This is a genomic window from Mycobacterium sp. 20KCMC460, from assembly GCF_022179425.1.
GTDB classification, from domain to species: Bacteria; Actinomycetota; Actinomycetes; order Mycobacteriales; family Mycobacteriaceae; genus Mycobacterium; species Mycobacterium kiyosense.
The window spans coordinates 4,997,932-5,017,102 of the sequence record NZ_AP025524.1 but is presented as its reverse complement, the minus strand read 5'-3'; the positions used below and the strand labels follow the sequence as shown (position 1 = coordinate 5,017,102).

Genomic DNA, 19,171 nt, shown 5'->3' with positions numbered 1-19,171 from the left:
ATGAACACCACGGCTCAACGCATTTGCGCCTGGAGCGGGATCGCCTGCCTCGTGGCCTTTTTCGCCGGATTCTGGGTGATCGCCGGCTTCATTCCACCACCGTCCCCGAAACTGACCGGTGCGCAGCTGGGGCAGCTGTTCACCGACAATGCCGTGCGGATCCGGATCGGAATGATCGTCTCGGTATTTGCCGCGGCGCTGCTCGCGTCGTGGAGCGCGGCGATCACCGTTCTGATGTTGCGCATGCGCGGGCGCGTCGGGGCGCTGGCTTACACCAATCTGGCCGTCGGCGCGCTGTTCGTGTTGGAGTTCATCATTTCGCTGATCATCTGGGAGTCCATGACTTACCGGGCCCGAGACCCTCAGATCCTGCTCGCGATGAACGACACCGCATGGTTTCTGTTCGTCTGCATCACCTCGACGCCGATGCTGCAGACCGTTGCGGTCGGCACCGCGATCTTCCTCGACACCCGCGACGGACTCCCAGACCCGGTGTTTCCCCGGTGGGCAGGCTATCTCAACTACTGGGTGGCGGTGCTGTTCACGCCGGGGACGATCGCGGTCTTCTTCCACGACGGCCCGTTCGCGTGGAACGGGTTGTTCACCTGGTATCTCCCTTTGACCGTTTTCGCGATCTGGATGATCACCATGTCAGTCTTGATGCTGAAGGCGATCGGTACCTCGGGTGCGCGACCCGAAAGCGGTTCAGCCCAAGATGATTTGGCGAACCAGGTGCAGGAGCTGCGCGCCGCGGTCGCCCGGCTGGCCGGCGAGCGGAAAGGGGTACCGCTGTGACGTACCGCAACCAGGTGGTGTGCGCCTGGTGCGGCCCGTTGATGACACTGCTGTTCTTCATCGGCCTGCTGGCGGTGGGGCATTTCATCTGGCCGCCGGCGCCCTCGCTGAGTGCGACGCAGATCGCGGCATGGTTCGCCCACGACACGGTCGCAAAGCGGATCGGTCTGTTCATCGCAATGCTCGGAACGGGTTTACTCGCACCGTTTTACGCGGTGATCTCCGCCCAGATGCGTCGCATCGAGGGGGCGCCGCGGACCCTGGTCTACGCCCAGCTCGCAGCCGCAGCATGCACGGTGCTCGAGATCATCCTGCCGCTGATGTTGTGGCAGGGCGTTGCCTATCGACCGGAGCGCGACCCGGTAGTCACCCAGGCGCTCAACGATGTGGCCTGGTTGACCTTCATCGGCACCACGACCACCGTGCTGATCCAGAACGCGATCATCGGCGTGATCGTGCTGCAGGACCGCAATTCGTCGCCGGTGTATCCCCGCTGGTACGCCTACCTGAATTTCTTCGCCGTACTAGGTGTCTTCCCCGCGGGCTTCGTGGTGTTCTTCAAAGAGGGGCCGCTCGCCTGGAACGGGATCGTCGTCTGGGGGATCGGCGTCGCGATCTTCTTCGTCTGGATCTGTGTCACCGCTTATCTCGTGGTCGCTGCGGCACGTCACGATCGTGGGGAGCGGCCCGCTCGAGAAGCGGCGCTGACTGCCCGGGGCTAGCCATCTCTCGCCGGGGGTAGCCCACAGCGCTGTCGCCGGCGCCGGCCGGTAGCCACCATAAGTCGACTTATGTTAGGCTGAAAATTGAACCTAGAATAAATAATCTGTGCGCGGGCCCGGCCGCCTTCGAGCAGGGCGCAACCCATCGGCCAACGCACCGGCTATCGAGGATTGCGGCGCAGTGACTTTCGTCATCACTCAAAATTGTTGCAAGGACGCCAGTTGCGTACCGGTGTGCCCGGTCGACTGCATTCGCCCCGTCGGCGGCCCCGGCGAGTTCATCGGCGCCGAGATGCTCTACATCGATCCGGCGACATGCATCGACTGTGGCGCATGCGCGGAAGAGTGCCCGGTCGACGCCATCTACTACGAGGAAGAACTGCCGCCTGATCTCCAGCGGTACTTGGACATCAACGCCCGATACTTCGAGCACACGCCGTTGGAGATCGGCGCTGTGTCGACGGTCGACACCCATGCGCCGGTGGGTGCCGGTTCACTGCGGGTGGCCATCGTGGGAGCGGGTCCCTCGGGTTGCTACGCGGCCGGTGCACTAGCGCGGGTCGCGGGAGTGGAAATCTCGGTATTCGACCGTCTGCCAACACCTTTCGGCCTCGTGCGGGCCGGGGTGGCGCCGGATCATCAGCACACCAAATCCGTCGTCGACGTCTTCGGCCCCGCATTGACCAGTCGCACCTTAACCTGCCACCTCAACGTCGAGATCGGCCGGGACATCTCCCACGAGGAGTTGCTGGCGCACCACCATGCGGTGATCTATGCGGTGGGCGCATCGCGGAGCCGGGATCTTGGCATCGGCGGCGAACAGCTACCTGGAAGTTATCCGGCGGCCGACTTCGTCGGGTGGTACAACGGGCACCCTGACCACGCCCGACAGACATTCGATCTGTCCGCGGAGCGCGCAGTGGTCATCGGAAACGGCAATGTAGCGCTGGACGTGGCCCGTGTGTTGCTCAAAGGATCCGAGCAACTAGGGCAGACCGACATCGCCCAGCACGCGCTGGACAGCCTGTCCGACAGCGCGGTTCGCGAAGTGCAGATCATTGGCCGCCGCGCCCCGCGCGACGCCGCATTCTCGGTGGGCGAATTTCTCGCACTCGGGCAACTTCCGGGCGTCGACGTCGTCATCGACAGTGACGACTTGGAGCCGCGTCCCGGCGACGACGTGGCGACGACGATGAAACTGGAGATCGCTCGCGAATTCAATGAGCGCCCGCGACATCCGGAGAACAAGCGAATTGTCTTCCGGTTCCTCACTTCTCCGCTGGAGATAGTCGGTGACGACCGTGCGCAGGGTCTGCGGGTGAGTCTGCCTGGCGGAGAAACGGACTTGATCCACGCCCGATTGATCTTGCGCTCGGTCGGCTATCGCGGCGAGCCGATCGGCGGCGTCGCCTTCGACGCGGCCGTCGGTGTGGTGCCTAACGACGGGGGTCGTGTCCTCGGCGAGGACGGGGTGCCCGCCCCGGGGGTGTACGTCACCGGATGGATCAAGCGCGGTTCGCGCGGCGTCATTGGCACCAACCGGAGTTGCGCCGAAGAATCCGTGGCCAGCCTGTGGGCGGACTTCGACAGGGGTCTGCTGGACCGCGAGTTGGATGAGCCGGACGCGCTGGCGGGACTGCTGGTCGAGCGGGGCGTTGAACGGGTGGACTGGCAGGGTTGGCTTGCGATCGATGAGGCTGAGCGTCGGCGCGGCGAGCAAGCCGGCCGGCCCCGGATAAAATTCGTCGACCTCGCCGAGATGCTCGGCGTTGCCACGACCGCCGAATCGACGAATGCGCGTCAGGACGCGTAGAGGGTGCCGCGCCACATGGTGACCAGCACTTCGACGGTGGCTTCCTCGTCGACCAGGCTCGGTTCAACGCCGAGCCCGGCGATGTAAAGCACGCGTTCGGTCCCCCAGAACAACGTTGCGGCCAGGGTTCTGCTCGGCACGCGCGAGGTGATGATCCCCGCGGCACGTTCGCGATCTATCTCGACGGCTCCCGCGGTGATGAATCGTTCGGTGATCGCCAACCACAGCTTGCGCAACTCCGGCTCGGAGTGCCAGTGATGGTTCGCCGCCTGCAGTACCGGACGGTGACGATGCCAGGCTTGGGTGACGGCTCGGATACTTCGCTGCAGGGCAGCCCCCGGGGGGTCATCGGGTGATCGCGCCAAGAACGGCTGGACGGTCTCGAAGATGTCGTTCATGGCGCGCTCGAGCAGCACGCTGAGTACGGAAAACTTCGAAGCGAAGTAGAAGTAGAAGGTCGCCCGCGACACTCCGGCCTCGGTGAGTATCTGGGCGACGCTGATGTCGTTGAACGACTGCTGCGCCAACAACCGAGCGGTCGCTGCGAAGATGCTTTCCGCCGCCGACGTGTCGATATCAGCCACTCGTCGCCGACTGACCGCGCGCCGCGTCATCTCGGTCATCGCCGAAACCTTACCCGCGATCTCTGCATCTCACCGCGCCTCACCGGAACAAATCTAAGCGGATTTCAAATTAGGTATACACCTTGTCTGAACATCATGTTAGTGTGAGCTGGTCCACACCAGCAAGGGGGATGCCGTCACGGCTGGCGCGGATGACCCGCACTCGAATTGCGATGCATGTCGTCGGTAGCAAGAAAGGTCCGATATCGATGAGTTCGATGAATTTGATGAGTAGCAGTTGGTGGCCGCTAGTCGGCGAGGAGGGTTGGCCACCCAACATCAAACCGAGCCCTGGGGACTTCATCGCCAGCGCTCCCGCCCAGATCACCTTCTTCTTCGTCGCCGGCGCCGCTGCGGTCATCTTCGCGCTGCCATGGGCGATCAGAGCTGCCATGCGGAGCAGGAACTACATTCCGCTGCTGGTCATCGCGAGCGGATTCATCTGCAGCCAGGTCGAGCCGATGCTCGACATGCTGGGCCACTTGCACTGGGCCAAGAACCTGGTCCCCGCCTTCACCAACTTCGGCATCACCGTTCCGGCGCTGATCCCGTTGTGCTACGTGGCGTTCCTGGGTCTAGAGGCCTATTTCTGCTACTTCGTCATCCGCAACGGAGCGCACGTCCGGCACTTCTATATGTTGTTGGGGCTGGGCATCGCCACGGACGCGCTGATGGAGACCATCGGCATCAATTTGCGGACCTACGAGTACTACGGTGTGCAGCCCTACAAGTTCCTCGGCTTCCCGTACTGGTGGGGCTTCATCAATGGCGGTTCGTTCGTCACCATTGGCGCGATGCTGGCCTTCGCGGTGCCGCGCCTGAAGGGTGCGCACAAGCTGTGGCTGTTGCTCATCGCACCGACCGGGATGATGATGAACTACTTCGGGATCGGCTGGATCCACCTGCTCGCGCACAACTCGACGCTGCCGGTCGCGGCGCGCTGGGTCGCCACCACGATCATGATGGCGATGATGGTGGGCTGGATGTTCGTCCTGCACAAGCTTGTTGGGCGTCCGCAGTCTCTGCCGGCGCCGAACTGGACGCTGTGGCGGATCTTTGCCTACGGAAAGCTGACGCCGAAGCGCTCGACGCGGATGCACATGTGGCAGAAGATGTGCGAAGAAGGCGGCGTGCAGCCCGGCGACGGAATCGCGACCGATCCCGAGGACCCGACGCAGGCGCTGATCGTCGGCCCGACGGTGGTGTTCGCCAACGGCGCGGCCGCGAAACCGAGTCGGCACGAAGCCTCGGTCTGACGCATCTCCGTGGTGGGTCGTCCAGGGCAGCCCTGGACGACCCACCACGCGAGTTCCATTGGCGCTGAGCCGAATTGCACCTAGGCAATAAGGGAGTCCTGTCATGACACCAGGCATGCAGAAGACGATGGCGATCTGCGGCGCGGCGTTCGTGCTGTGCCTGTTCCCGGCGATGCTCATGATCGGTCTGCTGCCGCCGATATCACCGATGCGGGACGCCAATCAGATAGCTCAATTCTGGTCGACCAACACCGGTCTCAAACGGCTGGGGCTTGTCTTGATGTTGACCGGTTCGGGCCTACAGGCGCCGTTCGGTGCGCTCGTCGCGGTGCGGATCAGGCAGATGGAGGGTAGCCGATACTCCGCGCTTGCCTATACCGAGCTCGTCGGGGTCGGGCTGGCCGTGATGGCGATCATCATGCCCGTCTTCTTCTTCGCCGCGGCGTCCTACCGTCCCGAGCGTGATCCGCAGATCACCCAGGCGCTCAACGACCTCGGCTGGCTGCCTTTCGTCATGAACTGGCCGGCCGCCACCATCCAGTGCTTGGCCATCGGATTTGCCATCTTCGGTGCCAAGCACCAGATTTGGCCCCGCTGGCTGGGCTACTTCAACGTATGGTGTGGGTTCCTTTTCGCCGCAGGTGGTTTGGTGGTGTTGTTCAAGAACGGTGTGTTCGCGTGGAACGGTCTGCTGGCGTTCTGGCTGGTGGCGGTTTTCTTCGGAGTCTGGTTCCTGACCATGGCGTGGCAGCTGTGGGCGACTGTCGGTGTCTCCGAGGACGAGCCGATCGAACCGGTGGCATCCGGGGATGAGTTACGACGGAGCCAGTTGCAGCGATGACCTTGATCAAGCAATCGCGGGTGCACCAGGCAGCCGCCGATTCCTCGCGGAAAATCCCTGGCGAAGAAGGAATCTGGGTCTTCGTCCTGGGCGACATGACGGTGTTCGCCTTGTTCTTCGCCACCTTCATGTTCTCCCGCGGCAAGAATCGGGAGATCTTCGCGCGCGACCACACGCAGTTGCACGTCGCGCTGGGGACCATCAATACCGTTCTGCTGCTGTCGAGTTCGCTGTTGGTGGTGCTGGCGGTCCAGCGGGTCCTCGCCGGACGGCGGGCCGACACGTGGCGGCTGTTCGCGGGTGCGTTGGCGTGCGGAGCCGGCTTCGTCGTCGTCAAGGCTGTCGAATGGACCCAGCTGTTCGCTGCCCACAAAGGTGTGGGCAGCGGGGAATTCTTCTCGTACTACTTCATGTTCACCGGTATCCACCTGTTGCATGTGCTGATCGGGATGGCGATCTTGAGCCGGTTGATCGTCGTTGTCCGGCGGCCGGAGTTCGCAGATAAGCAGGCGCGACTGTGTGAGACCGGCGGGATCTTCTGGCACATGGTCGATCTGCTGTGGGTCGTCCTCTTTGCGCTGTTCTACCTGGTGAGGTGACCGGCATGACGGCAATGACGGCAACCCGTCGCGTAACGCTGGTGTGGGTACTGCTGCTGGTGCTGACTTTCGGATCGTTTCTGGTCGGCATCGAGCAGGGCGCCGGATTCGCTTCGGTGGGTGCGATCATCATCGTGGGCATCGCGCTGTTCAAGGTTCGCCTGATCGGGGTCCACTTCATGGATTTGCGGTCCGCGCCGCTCGCCCTACGGGCGCTCTTCGAGGCCTACGTGCTGGTGGTCTTCTTGGTTCTGGTGGGCCTCGACATCTTCGTCAAGTAGAAGCGCCGATACGCAGCAGGAGAAGACCAGATGAGCGTGGAAACCCATGCGATCCAGATCGACGCCGCCGACGAACACTTCCATGCCCGCAGCGCCCATCCGCACTGGAATGAGAGCGCCTGGTTCGGCGTCGTCCTGCCGGAGCGCCGGACCACCATCTACGTGTACTTCTTCCATCGGCCGAACATGAATCTGTCTTCCGGCGGTGTGAAGGTCTGGGATCCGTCCGGAAGCAGCGAGTACGACTGCCTGGGCTATGACTACAACCGGCATCTCGCACTTCCCGCCGGGGCGGACATGTTCGACTTCACTCTCGAAAACGGGCTGTCGGTAGAGATGATCGAGCCTTTCGGGCACTTCCGGATCCGCCACCGCGGCGCGCTGGACCTTGATCTGGAGTGGCGCAGACTTACCGACCCATTCGCGTTCGGCCAGAACCAGGGTCTGGACGGATGGACGACAGCGGAAGAGGGCTTCACCAACGGCCACTATCAGCAGTTTGGCCGGATGACGGGAACGGTGACCGTGGGCGGCGAGACGCTCGTGGTTGACCAGCCGTCGATCCGCGACCGGTCTTGGGGTCCGCGCGATGCGGTTGCCGCGCGGCGGATGGAACTGATGTGGTGCTGCGCGTCGGAGCGCAATTATTTCTCGGTGCTTTCGGTGAGTACCCAAGGGCCCGAACGGGATCCGGTTCTCGGGGTCCAGGACAGCGTTGCCTTCGGCTTCTACTGCAGAGACGGGCAGAGTGGGCTGGTCACCGGTGGGACGTGCCGTGTCCTCGAGCGTGGGCCCGATCTGAGCGCCCGACGCGCGGAGTTGCACGCCGTCGACGACCGGGGCCGTGTGCTCGATGCCGCTGGGACAAGTCTGAACACCTTGGTGTGGCCCGTCTATGACCGCACCTACCAGTTGTGCGCGGGCATGAGATGGAGCTTCGACGGGCTCACTGCGGGTGGCGAGGATTGGTCCTGCCTGCCGACCGAGCAGGCTCGTGCCCTGCTCCGGGCGCGGTAGCGGCCTGGCCGGCCGGCCTGTGTCAATCAGCCATCGCGCAACGACTTCAGTAGGAAAGTCTCGATAAGCATTCGCTCGTAGGGTGGGTCGGGATCGGGACGCAGAATCACCGAGGTAAGCACGGTCTGCAACCAGTCGTAGAGATCGTCGTCGGTGACGTCGCCGCGAATCAGTCCGGCACGTCTGGCTTCTCGCAGCCACGGCCGCCAGTCGGCCAGTCCGCGCTGCCGTACCGACGGTTGCCACAGCGCTTCGTGCAAAGTCAGCGGCGATCCCTCACCGAGCAACACACCCAGTTCATGGTCGTCGCGGATGGACTGCACGATGGCCGCGGTGCGGGCCACGAACGCATCGACCAACGTGGTCGCGCTCCAGTCGTGAGCGAGGATGTCGTCGGCGAGTTCGGCGATGCGCGCGGCGATCGCGGCTTCGATCAGTTCGCGGCGCCCGGAGAAGTACTTGTACACGGTTTGCCGCGATGTCTGCGCGGCGCGTGCCACGTCTTCCATGGTGTTGGCGCGTAATCCGTCGCGCAGGAAGCAGCGGCGGGCCGCGTCCAGAACCTGGCCACGTGCCGCGTCGCGTGCGGTGGGCGGGGAAACGTTGATGCTCGCCATAAGCAGCAGAGTAACTGTTGACATCGCGCGATGCTTGCACCTACGTTTGCACAATATGGCTTTACAAATTGGCCATATTGTCGCCGCAGCACTGTCGCAGGTGGGAGCACTCATGAACGAAATCCGTGCCGGCATCGGTATCTGGGCATCCAGGCACATTGATCCCAAAGTCGCGGGGCCTTACGCGGCAGCGTTGCAGGCCACTGGCCAGATCGACTACGCGGTGATCTGGGACCAGCTGACCAGCTGGTGGCCCAACAAGCTGTTCACTCCCGAGAACACGCCGCTGGCAGCGGAATTCCCCGACATCGACTCTCTGCAAGATCCTTTCGCGACGATGGCGTTCGCGCTCAGCGCCGTCGACCGGTTGGGTTTTGCGATATGCACCGACGCGCTGCGGCGCGACGCACCGGAATTGGCGCAAACCATGCTTACCCTTGCCTCGTCGACGTCCGGTCCCGCGTTGCTGTCGCTGGGAGCCGGCGAGATGCGCAACATCGGGCCTTTCGGCCGTAAGCGTTCACTGGGTCTCAAGCGGCTCAACGAGACGTTGCAGGTGCTCCGGCTGTTGTGGACGGCCCGCGAACCCGTCAGTTTCGATGGCGAGATCTTCAAACTCGAGGATGCGTTCATCGGCAACGCCGGTAAGGACCGCCGGCCCGAGGTCATCGCGATGGGCGGCGGACCTCGGCTGACGGAGATGGCACTGAAATACGCCGACGGTTTCGGCACCGGTGCCCCGTTCGTCTACGCCGACCCCGCACGCTTCGAGAAGTTGGTGCAGGGCCACCGGCAGACCTTGAACGACCTGGGTCGCGGCGACGACACATTCCATTTCGCGCTGCACCACATCGCATTCATCACCAAGAGCAAAGACGACTTCGAACAGTACGTCGACAACCCGCTGGTGAAGTGGTACGCGGCGACCGGTGGTCGGATCAACCAACGGGATTGGGAGCCAGAGGGAATCGAGCCGGTGATGCCGCTCGACTGGCATTACGCCTTCCACATGAAGCCCAATTCGATGACGCTTGACGAGATCAAAGCGGTCACGGACCGAGTCACGCCGGAAATGGTGCGTAGGACTTTCTTCTATGGCACTCCCGACGATATCGCCAAGGAGATAAGGCCTTTCGTCGAAGCTGGCTCCACGATCAATCTGGTCGCTGATTTCGGTCCGATCCTGGTACCGGTCGAGCCCGAAGCCACCATCGAGGCCTCAGCCGAGATCTGCCGGCTGATCAAACAGCCTGTCGCCGTGCAGAGTTAGGCGCCTAAGCGGTAATTCCGGCAGCGTTCATCCCTGCGCGACCTCGTCGGGATCACGCATCCGAAGGCCCCAAAGTGTCATTCGCGCAATGTGATCAACCACTTGGTCACGGCTGGGGCGAGCAGTGCCGTGTGGCATGAACAGCCGCGACAACACGACCGCAGCGGCGACGGAACCCAGCGTGAGCCGGATGGTCAAGTCCAGGCCGTCCAGCGACATCCAGGGCCGCCGGTGGATCTCGTTCTCACTGATCATCAGCATGGTGGCGAAGAACTCGTCGAGTTCGGTCTCGAGGTAGGCGTTGGTTTCGGCATCGATGTCATCCGCGGCGATCGCGATGGTGAGGATCGTGTCGCGGTGGGTTTCGAAGCTGTCGTAGAACAGCCCGACCATGGTCTGCATGAGTCGCTCGTCAGGCCAGGGCGATTCGAGCTGTGAGCGCCAAGCCCGGCCGTAGTCCCGCAAGAATTCGACGAAAGGTAGCAGGACCGACCTGCGGAACAGGTCCGCTTTGTTCGCGAAATGCCGGTAGAGCACCGAGCGTGCCACCCCGGCTTCTGCCGCAATCTCATCGGTCGTTGCCGCAAGGTAGCCCTTCTCATGGAACACCCGCTCCGAGGCAGCGAGGATGAGCGCCACGACCTCTGCAGACGTGCGGCGGCGTGCTGGACCGGTTGAAGCCATCACGTGATGCTATCGGCGGGCTCACCGGACACCGATCATCGCCAGATCCATCAGTCGGCTCGGAACGTGGCGCACGCCCAGAATGGGGCGGGCAGCGGGGGGTAACACCAGGATCCGCTTGTCTTTTTCGATTGCGTCGGCCAGCTTCGTCGCCACCTGCTGTGGGGTCAGCGCCCGCAGCTTGCCCACCCGCTTGGCGACGATACTCATCACCGGGTCCGCGCGGACCTGCTCGAGTATCGCGGTGTCGACTTCGCCGAGTAGGAGCAGCAAGGGGGTCACCGGTGATTTGCGCAGTTCTCTGTGCAGGTACGAGGTGAACATGCTCAGGCCGGCTTTGCTCGTGGCGTACGGAGCTGCGTTACGGGTCGCGATCTCGCCCGCGAGGGAACAGACGTTGACGATGGTGCCGCGTCTGCGTTCGACCATTCCGGGTAGCACCTGTCGCGTCATTTCCATGGGGGCGATGAGGTTGGCATTGATATGGCGTCGGCTCGCGTCGACCGGTAGCTCGAGAAACGGCGCAACGTCGCCCAGGGCCGCGTTGTTGATCAGGATGTCGATGGGACCGTGCTGGGTCTCTATGCCGGCAATTGCCGTGTCCATTCCACCGCCGGAGGCCAGGTCCATGGGTACAGCCGCGGCGCCGGTCTCGGCGGCGATGGTGTCTAGTGCCGTGACCGTTCGGGCGACCATCGTCACCCGGCAACCACGTGCGATCAGTTCACGCGTGACCGCTTCACCGATGCCCCGTGAGGCCCCGGTGACCACCGCGTGCATGCCGGGGAGTTTCACCGGAGCGCTACCGATGGCAGCAGCCGTCCGAAATGCGCGTAGTAATCCGCGAACGCATCGTGGACGGAATCGGCGGACAACCCGTACTGCTCGAGCGAGTAGTGGTGAACACCGTACTTTCCCGCGGGATTGTCGAGATTCCATCTCAGCATCGTCTCGGCGTCCGCCTCGTCGAGCCGATCCTCGCGCGCCGCGAATACCTTGTGTATCACCGCAATCGGGTCGGTCACTATTTCGTCGAAGCCGACGTCGAGGATCTGCTCTGCGGGCAGGGCGGCTCGGGCGGCCAGGTTTTGGCGCCAGTGTTCGGCCAATTCGTCGCGCAGGAACGCGCCGAGTTCGTCCCGGTCCACCTCTTGACCGCGCGACATCCGGATGAGCTCGACGAGCCCACAGAACGAGGGCACCGTCTTGACGTGGTCACGGTGGCAATGGACAAGCGTGGCCCGCGGAAATGTCTCGAGAAATGTGGTGATGTTCCCGGTGTGCAGGGGCGATTTCAGCACCCACGGACCGCGCCGGCCGCCACCCTGCCACTGCAGGTGTTGCAACACCTCGCGCAGGTAGGCATAGGCGGCGTGCTGGTCGCGGTCTTTGAGCCAGGAGTGATAGGTCGGTGTGCGGTAAAACCAGTTGTGCGCACCGACCCGGTCAAAAGTCATCTGCAACAGCAGCGCTTCTTCTTCGGGTTCGTCGGCCACCATCGGGTGGGCGGCCATGAATGCCGGAAAGGCGTCGGTGAGCTGCTGCTGAAACGCTGTGGCCAGGCCCAGGCGGGGATCGGGATCGCCGGGCAGTCGACCGGGAAACAGGATCTGCCACAGTTTCACCGATTGGATGTGGGGGTGCGCGCCGAGCATGCGCTGCAACTTCGTGGTGCCCGTTCGTGGATTGCCGACGATCACGATCGGGTCTGCGGCATCCTCAGCGGCGATTTCGGGATGAGCGGTGAAGTCGGCCTGCAGCAGCAGCCGATTGGCAAGCAGCCGGATAACGTCCTGGGCCAGGGTCGCCACGCCGATATCGCTCATGCGTGCTTCCGCACGCGCCGAGGCGAGAAACTGCGCTAGGGGCTCGCGGAAGTTTTCGTCGCGGAAGTCGGTCAGGCCCGTCTGCGCGCAGGCCGCAGCCATCAGTGCCTCTGGCTGCAATAGGGTAACTTCCTCGCTGTCAGACATGTTGTCCCGCTTCCGATTTGCTATCGGCAGTGGTGCGCCAAAGTTCGATTACCCGTACGTTCTGCGCCGGCGTGGAGCCGTAGAGGTCGACCTCGTGGGCGCCCGCTGCTTTGAACTCGCGCAGTTTGGCAACCACCTCTTCGCTCGAACCGATTGCCGCGCTGTGCCGCATCCAGCGTTCGGGGACAAGTTCAGCGGGACCCAGCAGTCCGGTGCGGTGAAAGCTGTGGTCGATCAGGGCGCGGTTCATGTCGGCGAACTGTGGGTGGTTGCGGATGTCCTCGACCACATCGCGATCCCACCCATTGAGCTCTATGAGGCGATCGCCCATGCCGGGTAGTTGTATCCCGATCACGATCCGGGCGGCCACCATGGCGCGGGTTTCCAGCTCGTCCATGTCCGGTGCCGTCGTGACCGGGGCGATGAAGTGCAGCGAATCGGGGTCGCGGCCTTGGCGTTCCGCCTCGGCTTTGGTTATGTCGATCGATTCGGCCATCGCTTCGGCGCTGACCAGATTGCACAGCGCTATCTCGTCCCACACCGGGTCGGCCGCCGCTCGAGAAGCAGCGGGGCCGCCCAGATGGAAGAACACCACGGGCGGTGGGCTCAGGCCTTCAGGGCGGTCGATCATCGTCAGCCGCCGGTAGGTACCGGCAGGTCCGTCATAGTCGACCACTTCACCCGCCCACAGTTGCTTCATGATGCGCGCGCGGTCGATCGTGGCCCGGTATCCCTGCTCGGTGAACCCATGGCCCTGTAACCACAGCGCGTTCGAGCGGCCCAGGCCGAGCATGAAGCGTTCACCGAACAGGGACTGAAAGGTTGCCGCGATCGAGGCGATCACGATCGGAGGTCGAGAGGAGATCGACAACGGGCCCGGTCCGAGCGGAATCCGCGACGTGACGGCGCCCATCGCGCCGAGCAGTACACCCGCTTCCTTGACGTTGTAGCGCTCCGGCAACCAAGCCCGTTTGAAACCGAGGCGTTCCGCGTCGATCGCTTCGTGTAGTCCCGGCAGTGAACTGCTTTGTCGCCCCGGCAGCAGCGTGATGCTCAGATCGTTGACCACCGGGATCGACGTCGCTCCGGTTTTCCCTGCCTCGGACATTGCGGCGACTGACACGACGGGCTCCTTTGCGGACAGTGACGCCGCCCACTATTGAGGACAGAATGTCCCTTGTCAAGAGACGCACTGTTGCTTGCAGTCGTTACGATCTTTCGGCAAGCGCACTTTCGCGCCGGGACGGGCAGATCGCCCGACCTTGCGAAGAATTTAATCGCGATTACATATGCTTGGAGCATGCATCGGTCTGCCATCGTTCGCCGTGTACCGATCGGCGACGGCCCCTCGGCTGTGCTCGCCCTACCGACAGTCCTTCACCTTTCGCCGAAGGTGCGCTGATATGCAGCCGCAACCCGCAGCTGACCTCACGCCCGATGTGCTGGCCGCCAGCCCGGTGCACTGGCCCGGTACCCGGCTGCGTTGGACCACAGCCAATGTCGACGAGGGCTTGCCCGGAACGGTCACGCCGTTGACCTGGTCCATGTACTTTCCGCCGACCGAAGCCACCATGCGCGGTTGCTGGGTGGACCTGGGTGTGCTGCCGAAGTCGCAGCGGCCCATTCCCGACGACGTCGACGCTCGCTTTCTGTCTGTGGCCTACGGTCATGCCATCGCCAACCTCGACCAGATGGGCCGAATGGCCGCACGGGTGCCGGGCGGATCTGCTGCCTTGATGGAAGCACAGCTTTTCGGCTCGGTGCAGCGCGGAGGGGACCCCGAGCCCACCGGCCTGCGTAAGATGCGCCGATATCCCTTTGTCATCGCGAAATTTCCGGTCGCGCTGCGACGTGCGATGCGCGCCCTCGAGCCATGCGCTGATGAGACCGCGCGATGGTGGCGAGCCACCGTCTTCGAACACGAAGGGCTCCGGGGTGATTCGGCGGTGCGTGCATTGGTCGAAGCGCGCCGACGGTTCGAGACCATTCTGGTCATTCACATGGTGTTGTCGATGGCGTGCCAAGGTGTCATGGGGCGGGTCGAGACTTTGGCGATCAATGCCGGTCTCGAGGGCCTGCAACACGAACTGATCAAGAGTGAGGAGGGGACCGCCGAATTCGATCTGGTCCGCGACCTGTGGCGGTTGTCTGCTGACCGGATCACAGTCGAGGATTTTCTGCGCCGGCACGGCTACCACGGGCCGCGCGAGGGACTGGTGGAATCGACGGTGTGGCGCGAGGATTCGCGGCCCATCCTCGAGCTGGCGGCGACCTACCGCTCGCGTCAGGCCTCCGAGGACGTGGATCAGTTGGTAGTCCGCCGCCGGCACGAGCATGCCGCGGCGGTCCAGCGCCTGGAACAGGCGCTCGGCCCGATCCGTGCCATACCGGCGCGGGCTCTCGTCCGCTTCGCCGCACACGCGCCGACCTGGCGTGAGACCGGCCGTGCCAGCATGTTGCGAGCGGTAGACGGCGCCCGAGCGGCATCGCGGATTGTGGGTCGTGACCTGGCCGATGCCGGAGTGCTCGACGATCCCGCGGACATCCGGTTTCTGACCATCGACGAGATCGCCGAAGGCGATCGCGACCGCTGGCCCGAGCTGGTGGGCCGGCGCCGGCGTGAACACGCGGCGTTCGACCGAATCGTGCTTCCACACGTCTGGCGCGGCGAACCCCCGGTCGAGGTCACCGCCCCGGCCGTCGAAACGCAAGACGACACAACGCAAATCGACACAACGCAAGCCGGCCGGTGGCCCGGCATGCTGGAGGGTCTCGGCGTCAGCGCCGGGATCGCCGAGGGCGTCGTGCGAGTGATCCACGATCTCGACGAGGCGGACATAGACGAGGGCACCGTGCTGGTGTGCCGGGCGACCGATCCCAGCTGGGCCTCCCTGTTCCCGCTTGCCGAAGCCGTGATCACCGATGTCGGGAGTGCCATGAGCCATGCCGCCATCGTCTGCCGTGAATTGGGCCTGCCGTGTGTTGCCGGTACCCGTACCGGGACCACCACCCTGCGAGACGGTATGCGGGTGCGGGTGGACGGCACGACGGGTTGCGTCGAGATCCTCGGCGGCGCACCGCCCGATCAGTACGCCTAGGCGTCAGTACACGTTGCGAATCTGGCCGTATTCGGAGAGTCCGAAGCCCACTTCGCCGCCGGGTCCGGTCCAGTCGACGATCTCGTCGTAGGCGCTGAAGGCGGGACCATTCCGTTCGGGTAGACCGATCGGGCACCAGCCGCCCCAGACCCGCTCGCCGCGCTGCAGCGTCACTTCGGTGCCGTCGTCCAGTTCGACGATGACCCGTTGGGCGAAACCCGCCCGGTTCTTCGGTAGGTGGGCATCGACGATGGTCTGCACGGCACCGTCACGGACCAGCCCGCCGCCCGTTCGCTGGCTGCCGTCCGGGTGCAGCTGCTTGATGAAGCCGACCGCATAATCTTCGTAGGTCGCCCAAAGGAAGAAGTACTCGGCGAACTGCTGCGAGTCATCCCGGTAACCCCAAGTGCGAGTGCGGAATCCGACTGCATCGATGTCGTGACTCGCGCCGTCGAGGGTGAGCCGTCCGGTGACGGTGAGACCGTGCTCGAAGTGCTGGAGGGGTTCGTTGTCACCGAGGGGCGGAAGCGAACCGCCCGGGCCGAAGTCGATGATCGAAAAGCGGGGCGCCATGGTGAGCGTCCCCGAAAGTCGCTCGTGGTGGTACCTGATCTCGCTTTTGAGGTCGAATTCGGCTGAGTCACTACTGAAATGATCCGTCTGCGGACGGAGTCCCTCGATGATGTCGATCTGCTGTCCGCGCAGCGAGATGTTTGCCTGGACCTTGGTGGTGTCGTGGTTGGGCGATGAGTTCCAGTGCAAAAACCCGTAAGCCTCGTGGGTGGGATCCCAAAAGGCGATGTAAATGTGGTCTTTCCACGGTGCGCAGCCTTCCGCGATGCTGTCGAGCGCGGGATGGCTCATGGCGCCCCAGATCGGGTCGCGCTGGTATTCGGCAGCCTGCACGGTGCTTGTTATCTCGTTGATGGTCATCTGGCGTCCCGTCCGCTCGGCGATGTTGGTAATGACTGGGTTTCGACGGTCGTTGGCGGCGTTGAGAATCGCTCGAGTATTTCCACGGTGCCGCGCGCTCCGTTGACGCGAATGAGGTCGCCGGTCCGCACCGCCTTGCTGGCGGATTTCGTGTTGACCACGCAGGGGAGGCTGAGTTCCCTGGCGACGATCGCCGTGTGCGACATGACGCCGCCGATATCAGCCACCAGCCCCGACGAGAGGAACATCAACGACGCCCAGCTGGGGTCCGTGTTGTGGGCGATCAGGATCTCGCCCTCGGCGATGTGAGCGTGGTCGGGATGCGTCACCACTCGTGCCCGTCCCTCGACGACGCCTGGACTGGCCCCGGAGCCGACGATCATGTCGTCGTCGGCGATGGGTGTGGTCTGCGTCGGGGCCGCTTCGCCAACCCACACGGTGGGTAATTCGAGCGCTGCATAACTGGCACGTTCGCGCTTGCGCTCGGTGATTACCGCGCGCACGTCGGCCGGCAACCCGCCGCGCAGCTCGGGCAGAGTCAGGTAGAAGATGTCGTCGCTCTCGGCCAGTACGCCGCGGTCGCGCAGCAGAGTGCCGAGTCGGCGCGCCGCCGCGCGAACCACATCGAGCGATTGGACGAACGACCCTTTGGCAATTCCCCGCAGGGGAACATACGAGCGAGCCATGCGAAGTAACAACTGGCCCAACGGCTTTCGCGTGCGGGGTAGCGCGGACAGGAATTGCCGCTCCAGCCTTTCCCGGGCCGCCATCCGCAACCACTCGGCGATGGCCGGGTCGGCCTCGTCGCCGCGTGCCCGGTAGCTTTCGATGAGATTGCGTACCGGCGTGGGGTCTTCCCGCCAGCTGCGGGCCGAGAGCTCACCCTCCTGCCAGGCGTGGAATCCGTGTCTGGCCAGGAACGTGTCGAGGTCCAGCTTGCCGCGCGAGCACGCCCACATGTCGGTGACCGCTGCGGTTTCGTCGTGCCCACCGTAGCCCGCCATCAATTCCTCGCCGGAGAACCCTACGCTGGCCGCGATCCGTAGCAATGCGTCGGTGATGGGCTGGCAGACCGCCATCGTGAGCAGGGTCTGCGTCGAAAGGCAACGCCGGTGGATTTCGAGCGCCTCCGCAAGAATACGACGAGTGGTCTCGTCGTCGGAGCTGGCAAGCGCGCGAAGGCTTTTCGACCGAAATGCCTCGGCGTCGGCGCGGTCGCGCAGCACCATCGACTTGACGCGGAACATAGGTACCCCGGCCTTGAGGGCCACCCGTGGGTAGTACCGCTTCTGGCTGCGCGGTACGTAGTCTCGCGGCCGCGCCGAGAAGATCTGTTCGCACATGGTGACGGGGTCGGTTCCCGGTACCCGTTCGGCCCACTCACACAGCAGGCTGACGCTCAGCGCTGCGTGCCCGAGGAATATGCCGAGCAGACGGTCTTGTGGCGCGGCCGGTATGGCGAGTTCGTCACGCGAGAGCGCGCCGATCGCGTGAAACGCCGAACGCATGGCGATTTCGCCGGCCACCGACCACATCGACCAACCCAGCGGAGTCGGGATTCCGGGCACCGATTCGCCGACGTTGGTGGTGGTCCAGGTGGTGTCGGGTCGGGTCGGGCCGTGTAGGGCGGGCGGGCGGTCCGCGGTGGTTCGGTTTGCCCACACCGTCTCGGGACGCGACTGCAGCAGCCAGATTCTGCGTGAGCCCGTGTCGTCGAGGTCGATCGCCCATTCGAGGTCTTGCGGGCGACCCTGCCGTTGTTCCATCCGAATCGCGATGCACGCCAGCTCGATCGCCTCCCGGGGCGAAATCGCAGGCTGGTCTTGCAGTTCGGCAGCCAGCGGCTGCCGGCGCACGCGGCCGTCGACGTCGTAGCGGTAGGACTCTGTCTGGTGCGCCGATTCCAGGCGAATGACCGACGGACCGTCCTTGTCGACCCAGATGCTGTCCGACTCGACGTCGCCGACCACGACGCCTTCGCCGAGGCCGTGTGCCGCGGAGATGAAAACCGTTGCGCGGTCGCCGGTAACAGGATCCAGCGACATCATCACGCCGGCCGCTTGCGCGTCCACCAGCTGTTGCACCACCACCGCCATGGCGAGATCGTCGACGGGGACCTCGAAGCGGCGCCGGTAGCCGATCGCGTGCGGGGTGAACAGGCTTCCCCAGCACCGTGCGACGTGGGTGATGACCGAATCCACCCCGCGGATGCCGAGGTAGGTGTCTTGTTGACCGGCGAATGACGCGTCTGCCATATCCTCGGCGGTGGCGCTGGACCGGACCGCGACCAGCGCGGTGCCAGCAGGATCCAGGGCCAGGTAGGCCTCCCGCAACTGAGCTGCTACTGCCTCGGGCGGCGGCAGCTCCTCGAACAGCGCGCGCAGTCGTACAGATGCGTCGTCGTCGCTGATTTCGGGCACCGCTGCAATCGCTTCGATTGCACTGCGGATGGCCGCAATTGAGTCCCGGTAGGCCGAGGTGGTCACCGCGAAGCCCGTGGGCACCGGCATGCCCGCCGCCAGCAACGCGCCCAGCCCGGCCGCCTTCCCGCCGACCTCCGCTGCTCGCTCGCCTGAGCAGTCCGCCAAGCCGACGACATAGCGGGGCATCGTCTTCTCCTGAGGGTCGGCGCTGGCACGTACAAACGTA

18 protein-coding genes are annotated in these 19,171 nt (G+C 64.1%); 10 read left to right on the top strand and 8 right to left on the bottom strand.

Annotated features, from left to right (window positions below):
- The 3 genes from MKCMC460_RS23075 to MKCMC460_RS23065 all read left to right on the top strand — a co-directional run bounded on the left by MKCMC460_RS23075 (position 1) and on the right by MKCMC460_RS23065 (position 3,330).
- Positions 1 to 795: a hypothetical protein gene (locus tag MKCMC460_RS23075; RefSeq protein ID WP_238304873.1), complete on the top strand. Its 795-nt coding sequence runs from the start codon at positions 1 to 3 to the stop codon at positions 793 to 795.
- Positions 792 to 1,517 (top strand): hypothetical protein, encoded by a 726-nt coding sequence (locus tag MKCMC460_RS23070; protein ID WP_236977340.1) that lies wholly within the window; start codon positions 792 to 794, stop codon positions 1,515 to 1,517. Before MKCMC460_RS23075 ends, MKCMC460_RS23070 begins: the two co-directional genes overlap by 4 nt.
- A gap of 181 nt (positions 1,518 to 1,698) precedes the next feature.
- Positions 1,699 to 3,330, top strand: a complete 1,632-nt coding sequence (locus tag MKCMC460_RS23065; protein ID WP_236977339.1) for an FAD-dependent oxidoreductase — start codon at positions 1,699 to 1,701, stop codon at positions 3,328 to 3,330.
- Here the strand turns inward: MKCMC460_RS23065 and MKCMC460_RS23060 are convergent.
- The gene (locus MKCMC460_RS23060) at positions 3,318 to 3,953 is read right to left on the bottom strand and encodes a TetR/AcrR family transcriptional regulator (RefSeq protein WP_236977338.1); all 636 of its coding nucleotides are present in this window, start codon (positions 3,951 to 3,953) and stop codon (positions 3,318 to 3,320) included. The genes MKCMC460_RS23065 and MKCMC460_RS23060 overlap by 13 nt on opposite strands.
- 218 nt (positions 3,954 to 4,171) lie before the next feature.
- Here MKCMC460_RS23060 and MKCMC460_RS23055 point away from each other — a divergent pair, with 218 nt between their 5' ends.
- From MKCMC460_RS23055 to MKCMC460_RS23035, 5 genes are all read left to right on the top strand, one after another.
- A complete protein-coding gene (locus MKCMC460_RS23055) occupies positions 4,172 to 5,209 on the top strand; it encodes a hypothetical protein (RefSeq protein WP_236984339.1) in 1,038 nt (345 codons plus the stop codon).
- A 103-nt stretch (positions 5,210 to 5,312) separates the two neighbouring features.
- Positions 5,313 to 6,050 (top strand): hypothetical protein, encoded by a 738-nt coding sequence (locus MKCMC460_RS23050; RefSeq protein WP_236977337.1) that lies wholly within the window; start codon positions 5,313 to 5,315, stop codon positions 6,048 to 6,050.
- A complete protein-coding gene (locus MKCMC460_RS23045; protein WP_238304872.1) occupies positions 6,047 to 6,649 on the top strand; it encodes a cytochrome c oxidase subunit 3 in 603 nt (200 codons plus the stop codon). The genes MKCMC460_RS23050 and MKCMC460_RS23045 overlap by 4 nt, the downstream gene beginning before the upstream one ends.
- Before the next feature lie 5 nt (positions 6,650 to 6,654).
- Positions 6,655 to 6,930: a cytochrome C oxidase subunit IV family protein gene (locus tag MKCMC460_RS23040; protein ID WP_236977336.1), complete on the top strand. Its 276-nt coding sequence runs from the start codon at positions 6,655 to 6,657 to the stop codon at positions 6,928 to 6,930.
- A gap of 30 nt (positions 6,931 to 6,960) precedes the next feature.
- Positions 6,961 to 7,947 carry a hypothetical protein gene (locus MKCMC460_RS23035; RefSeq protein WP_236977334.1) on the top strand — a complete coding sequence of 329 codons (987 nt, stop codon included), beginning with the start codon at positions 6,961 to 6,963 and terminating at the stop codon, positions 7,945 to 7,947.
- Between the two features lie 26 nt (positions 7,948 to 7,973).
- Here the strand turns inward: MKCMC460_RS23035 and MKCMC460_RS23030 are convergent, their stop codons facing one another.
- The gene (locus tag MKCMC460_RS23030) at positions 7,974 to 8,564 is read right to left on the bottom strand and encodes a TetR/AcrR family transcriptional regulator (protein ID WP_236977332.1); all 591 of its coding nucleotides are present in this window, start codon (positions 8,562 to 8,564) and stop codon (positions 7,974 to 7,976) included.
- Positions 8,565 to 8,676: 112 nt separating this feature from the next.
- Here MKCMC460_RS23030 and MKCMC460_RS23025 point away from each other — a divergent pair, with 112 nt between their 5' ends.
- Complete coding sequence (locus MKCMC460_RS23025; RefSeq protein WP_236977330.1) at positions 8,677 to 9,834, top strand: LLM class flavin-dependent oxidoreductase; 1,158 nt, start codon at positions 8,677 to 8,679, stop codon at positions 9,832 to 9,834.
- A gap of 27 nt (positions 9,835 to 9,861) precedes the next feature.
- Here the strand turns inward: MKCMC460_RS23025 and MKCMC460_RS23020 are convergent, their stop codons facing one another.
- From MKCMC460_RS23020 to MKCMC460_RS23005, 4 genes are read right to left on the bottom strand one after another with little or no spacing between them, the layout of a single operon-like run.
- Complete coding sequence (locus MKCMC460_RS23020) at positions 9,862 to 10,518, bottom strand: TetR/AcrR family transcriptional regulator (RefSeq protein WP_236977328.1); 657 nt, start codon at positions 10,516 to 10,518, stop codon at positions 9,862 to 9,864.
- A gap of 21 nt (positions 10,519 to 10,539) precedes the next feature.
- The gene (locus tag MKCMC460_RS23015) at positions 10,540 to 11,298 is read right to left on the bottom strand and encodes an SDR family oxidoreductase (protein ID WP_236977326.1); all 759 of its coding nucleotides are present in this window, start codon (positions 11,296 to 11,298) and stop codon (positions 10,540 to 10,542) included.
- A gap of 11 nt (positions 11,299 to 11,309) precedes the next feature.
- A complete protein-coding gene (locus tag MKCMC460_RS23010; protein WP_236977325.1) occupies positions 11,310 to 12,491 on the bottom strand; it encodes a sulfotransferase in 1,182 nt (393 codons plus the stop codon).
- Positions 12,484 to 13,560, bottom strand: a complete 1,077-nt coding sequence (locus tag MKCMC460_RS23005) for a TIGR03857 family LLM class F420-dependent oxidoreductase (protein WP_238304871.1) — start codon at positions 13,558 to 13,560, stop codon at positions 12,484 to 12,486. Before MKCMC460_RS23005 ends, MKCMC460_RS23010 begins: the two co-directional genes overlap by 8 nt.
- A 334-nt stretch (positions 13,561 to 13,894) precedes the next feature.
- Here MKCMC460_RS23005 and MKCMC460_RS23000 point away from each other — a divergent pair, with 334 nt between their 5' ends.
- Complete coding sequence (locus MKCMC460_RS23000; RefSeq protein WP_236977323.1) at positions 13,895 to 15,589, top strand: PEP-utilizing enzyme; 1,695 nt, start codon at positions 13,895 to 13,897, stop codon at positions 15,587 to 15,589.
- 3 nt (positions 15,590 to 15,592) lie between these two features.
- Here MKCMC460_RS23000 and MKCMC460_RS22995 read toward each other — a convergent pair whose 3' ends face one another.
- Together MKCMC460_RS22995 and MKCMC460_RS22990 are read right to left on the bottom strand one after the other, a co-directional pair.
- Complete coding sequence (locus tag MKCMC460_RS22995) at positions 15,593 to 16,522, bottom strand: hypothetical protein (protein ID WP_238304870.1); 930 nt, start codon at positions 16,520 to 16,522, stop codon at positions 15,593 to 15,595.
- Positions 16,519 to 19,131, bottom strand: coding sequence for a PEP/pyruvate-binding domain-containing protein (locus tag MKCMC460_RS22990; RefSeq protein ID WP_238304869.1), 2,613 nt, complete (start codon positions 19,129 to 19,131; stop codon positions 16,519 to 16,521). The genes MKCMC460_RS22995 and MKCMC460_RS22990 overlap by 4 nt, the downstream gene beginning before the upstream one ends.
- Positions 19,132 to 19,171 lie beyond the last annotated feature (40 nt).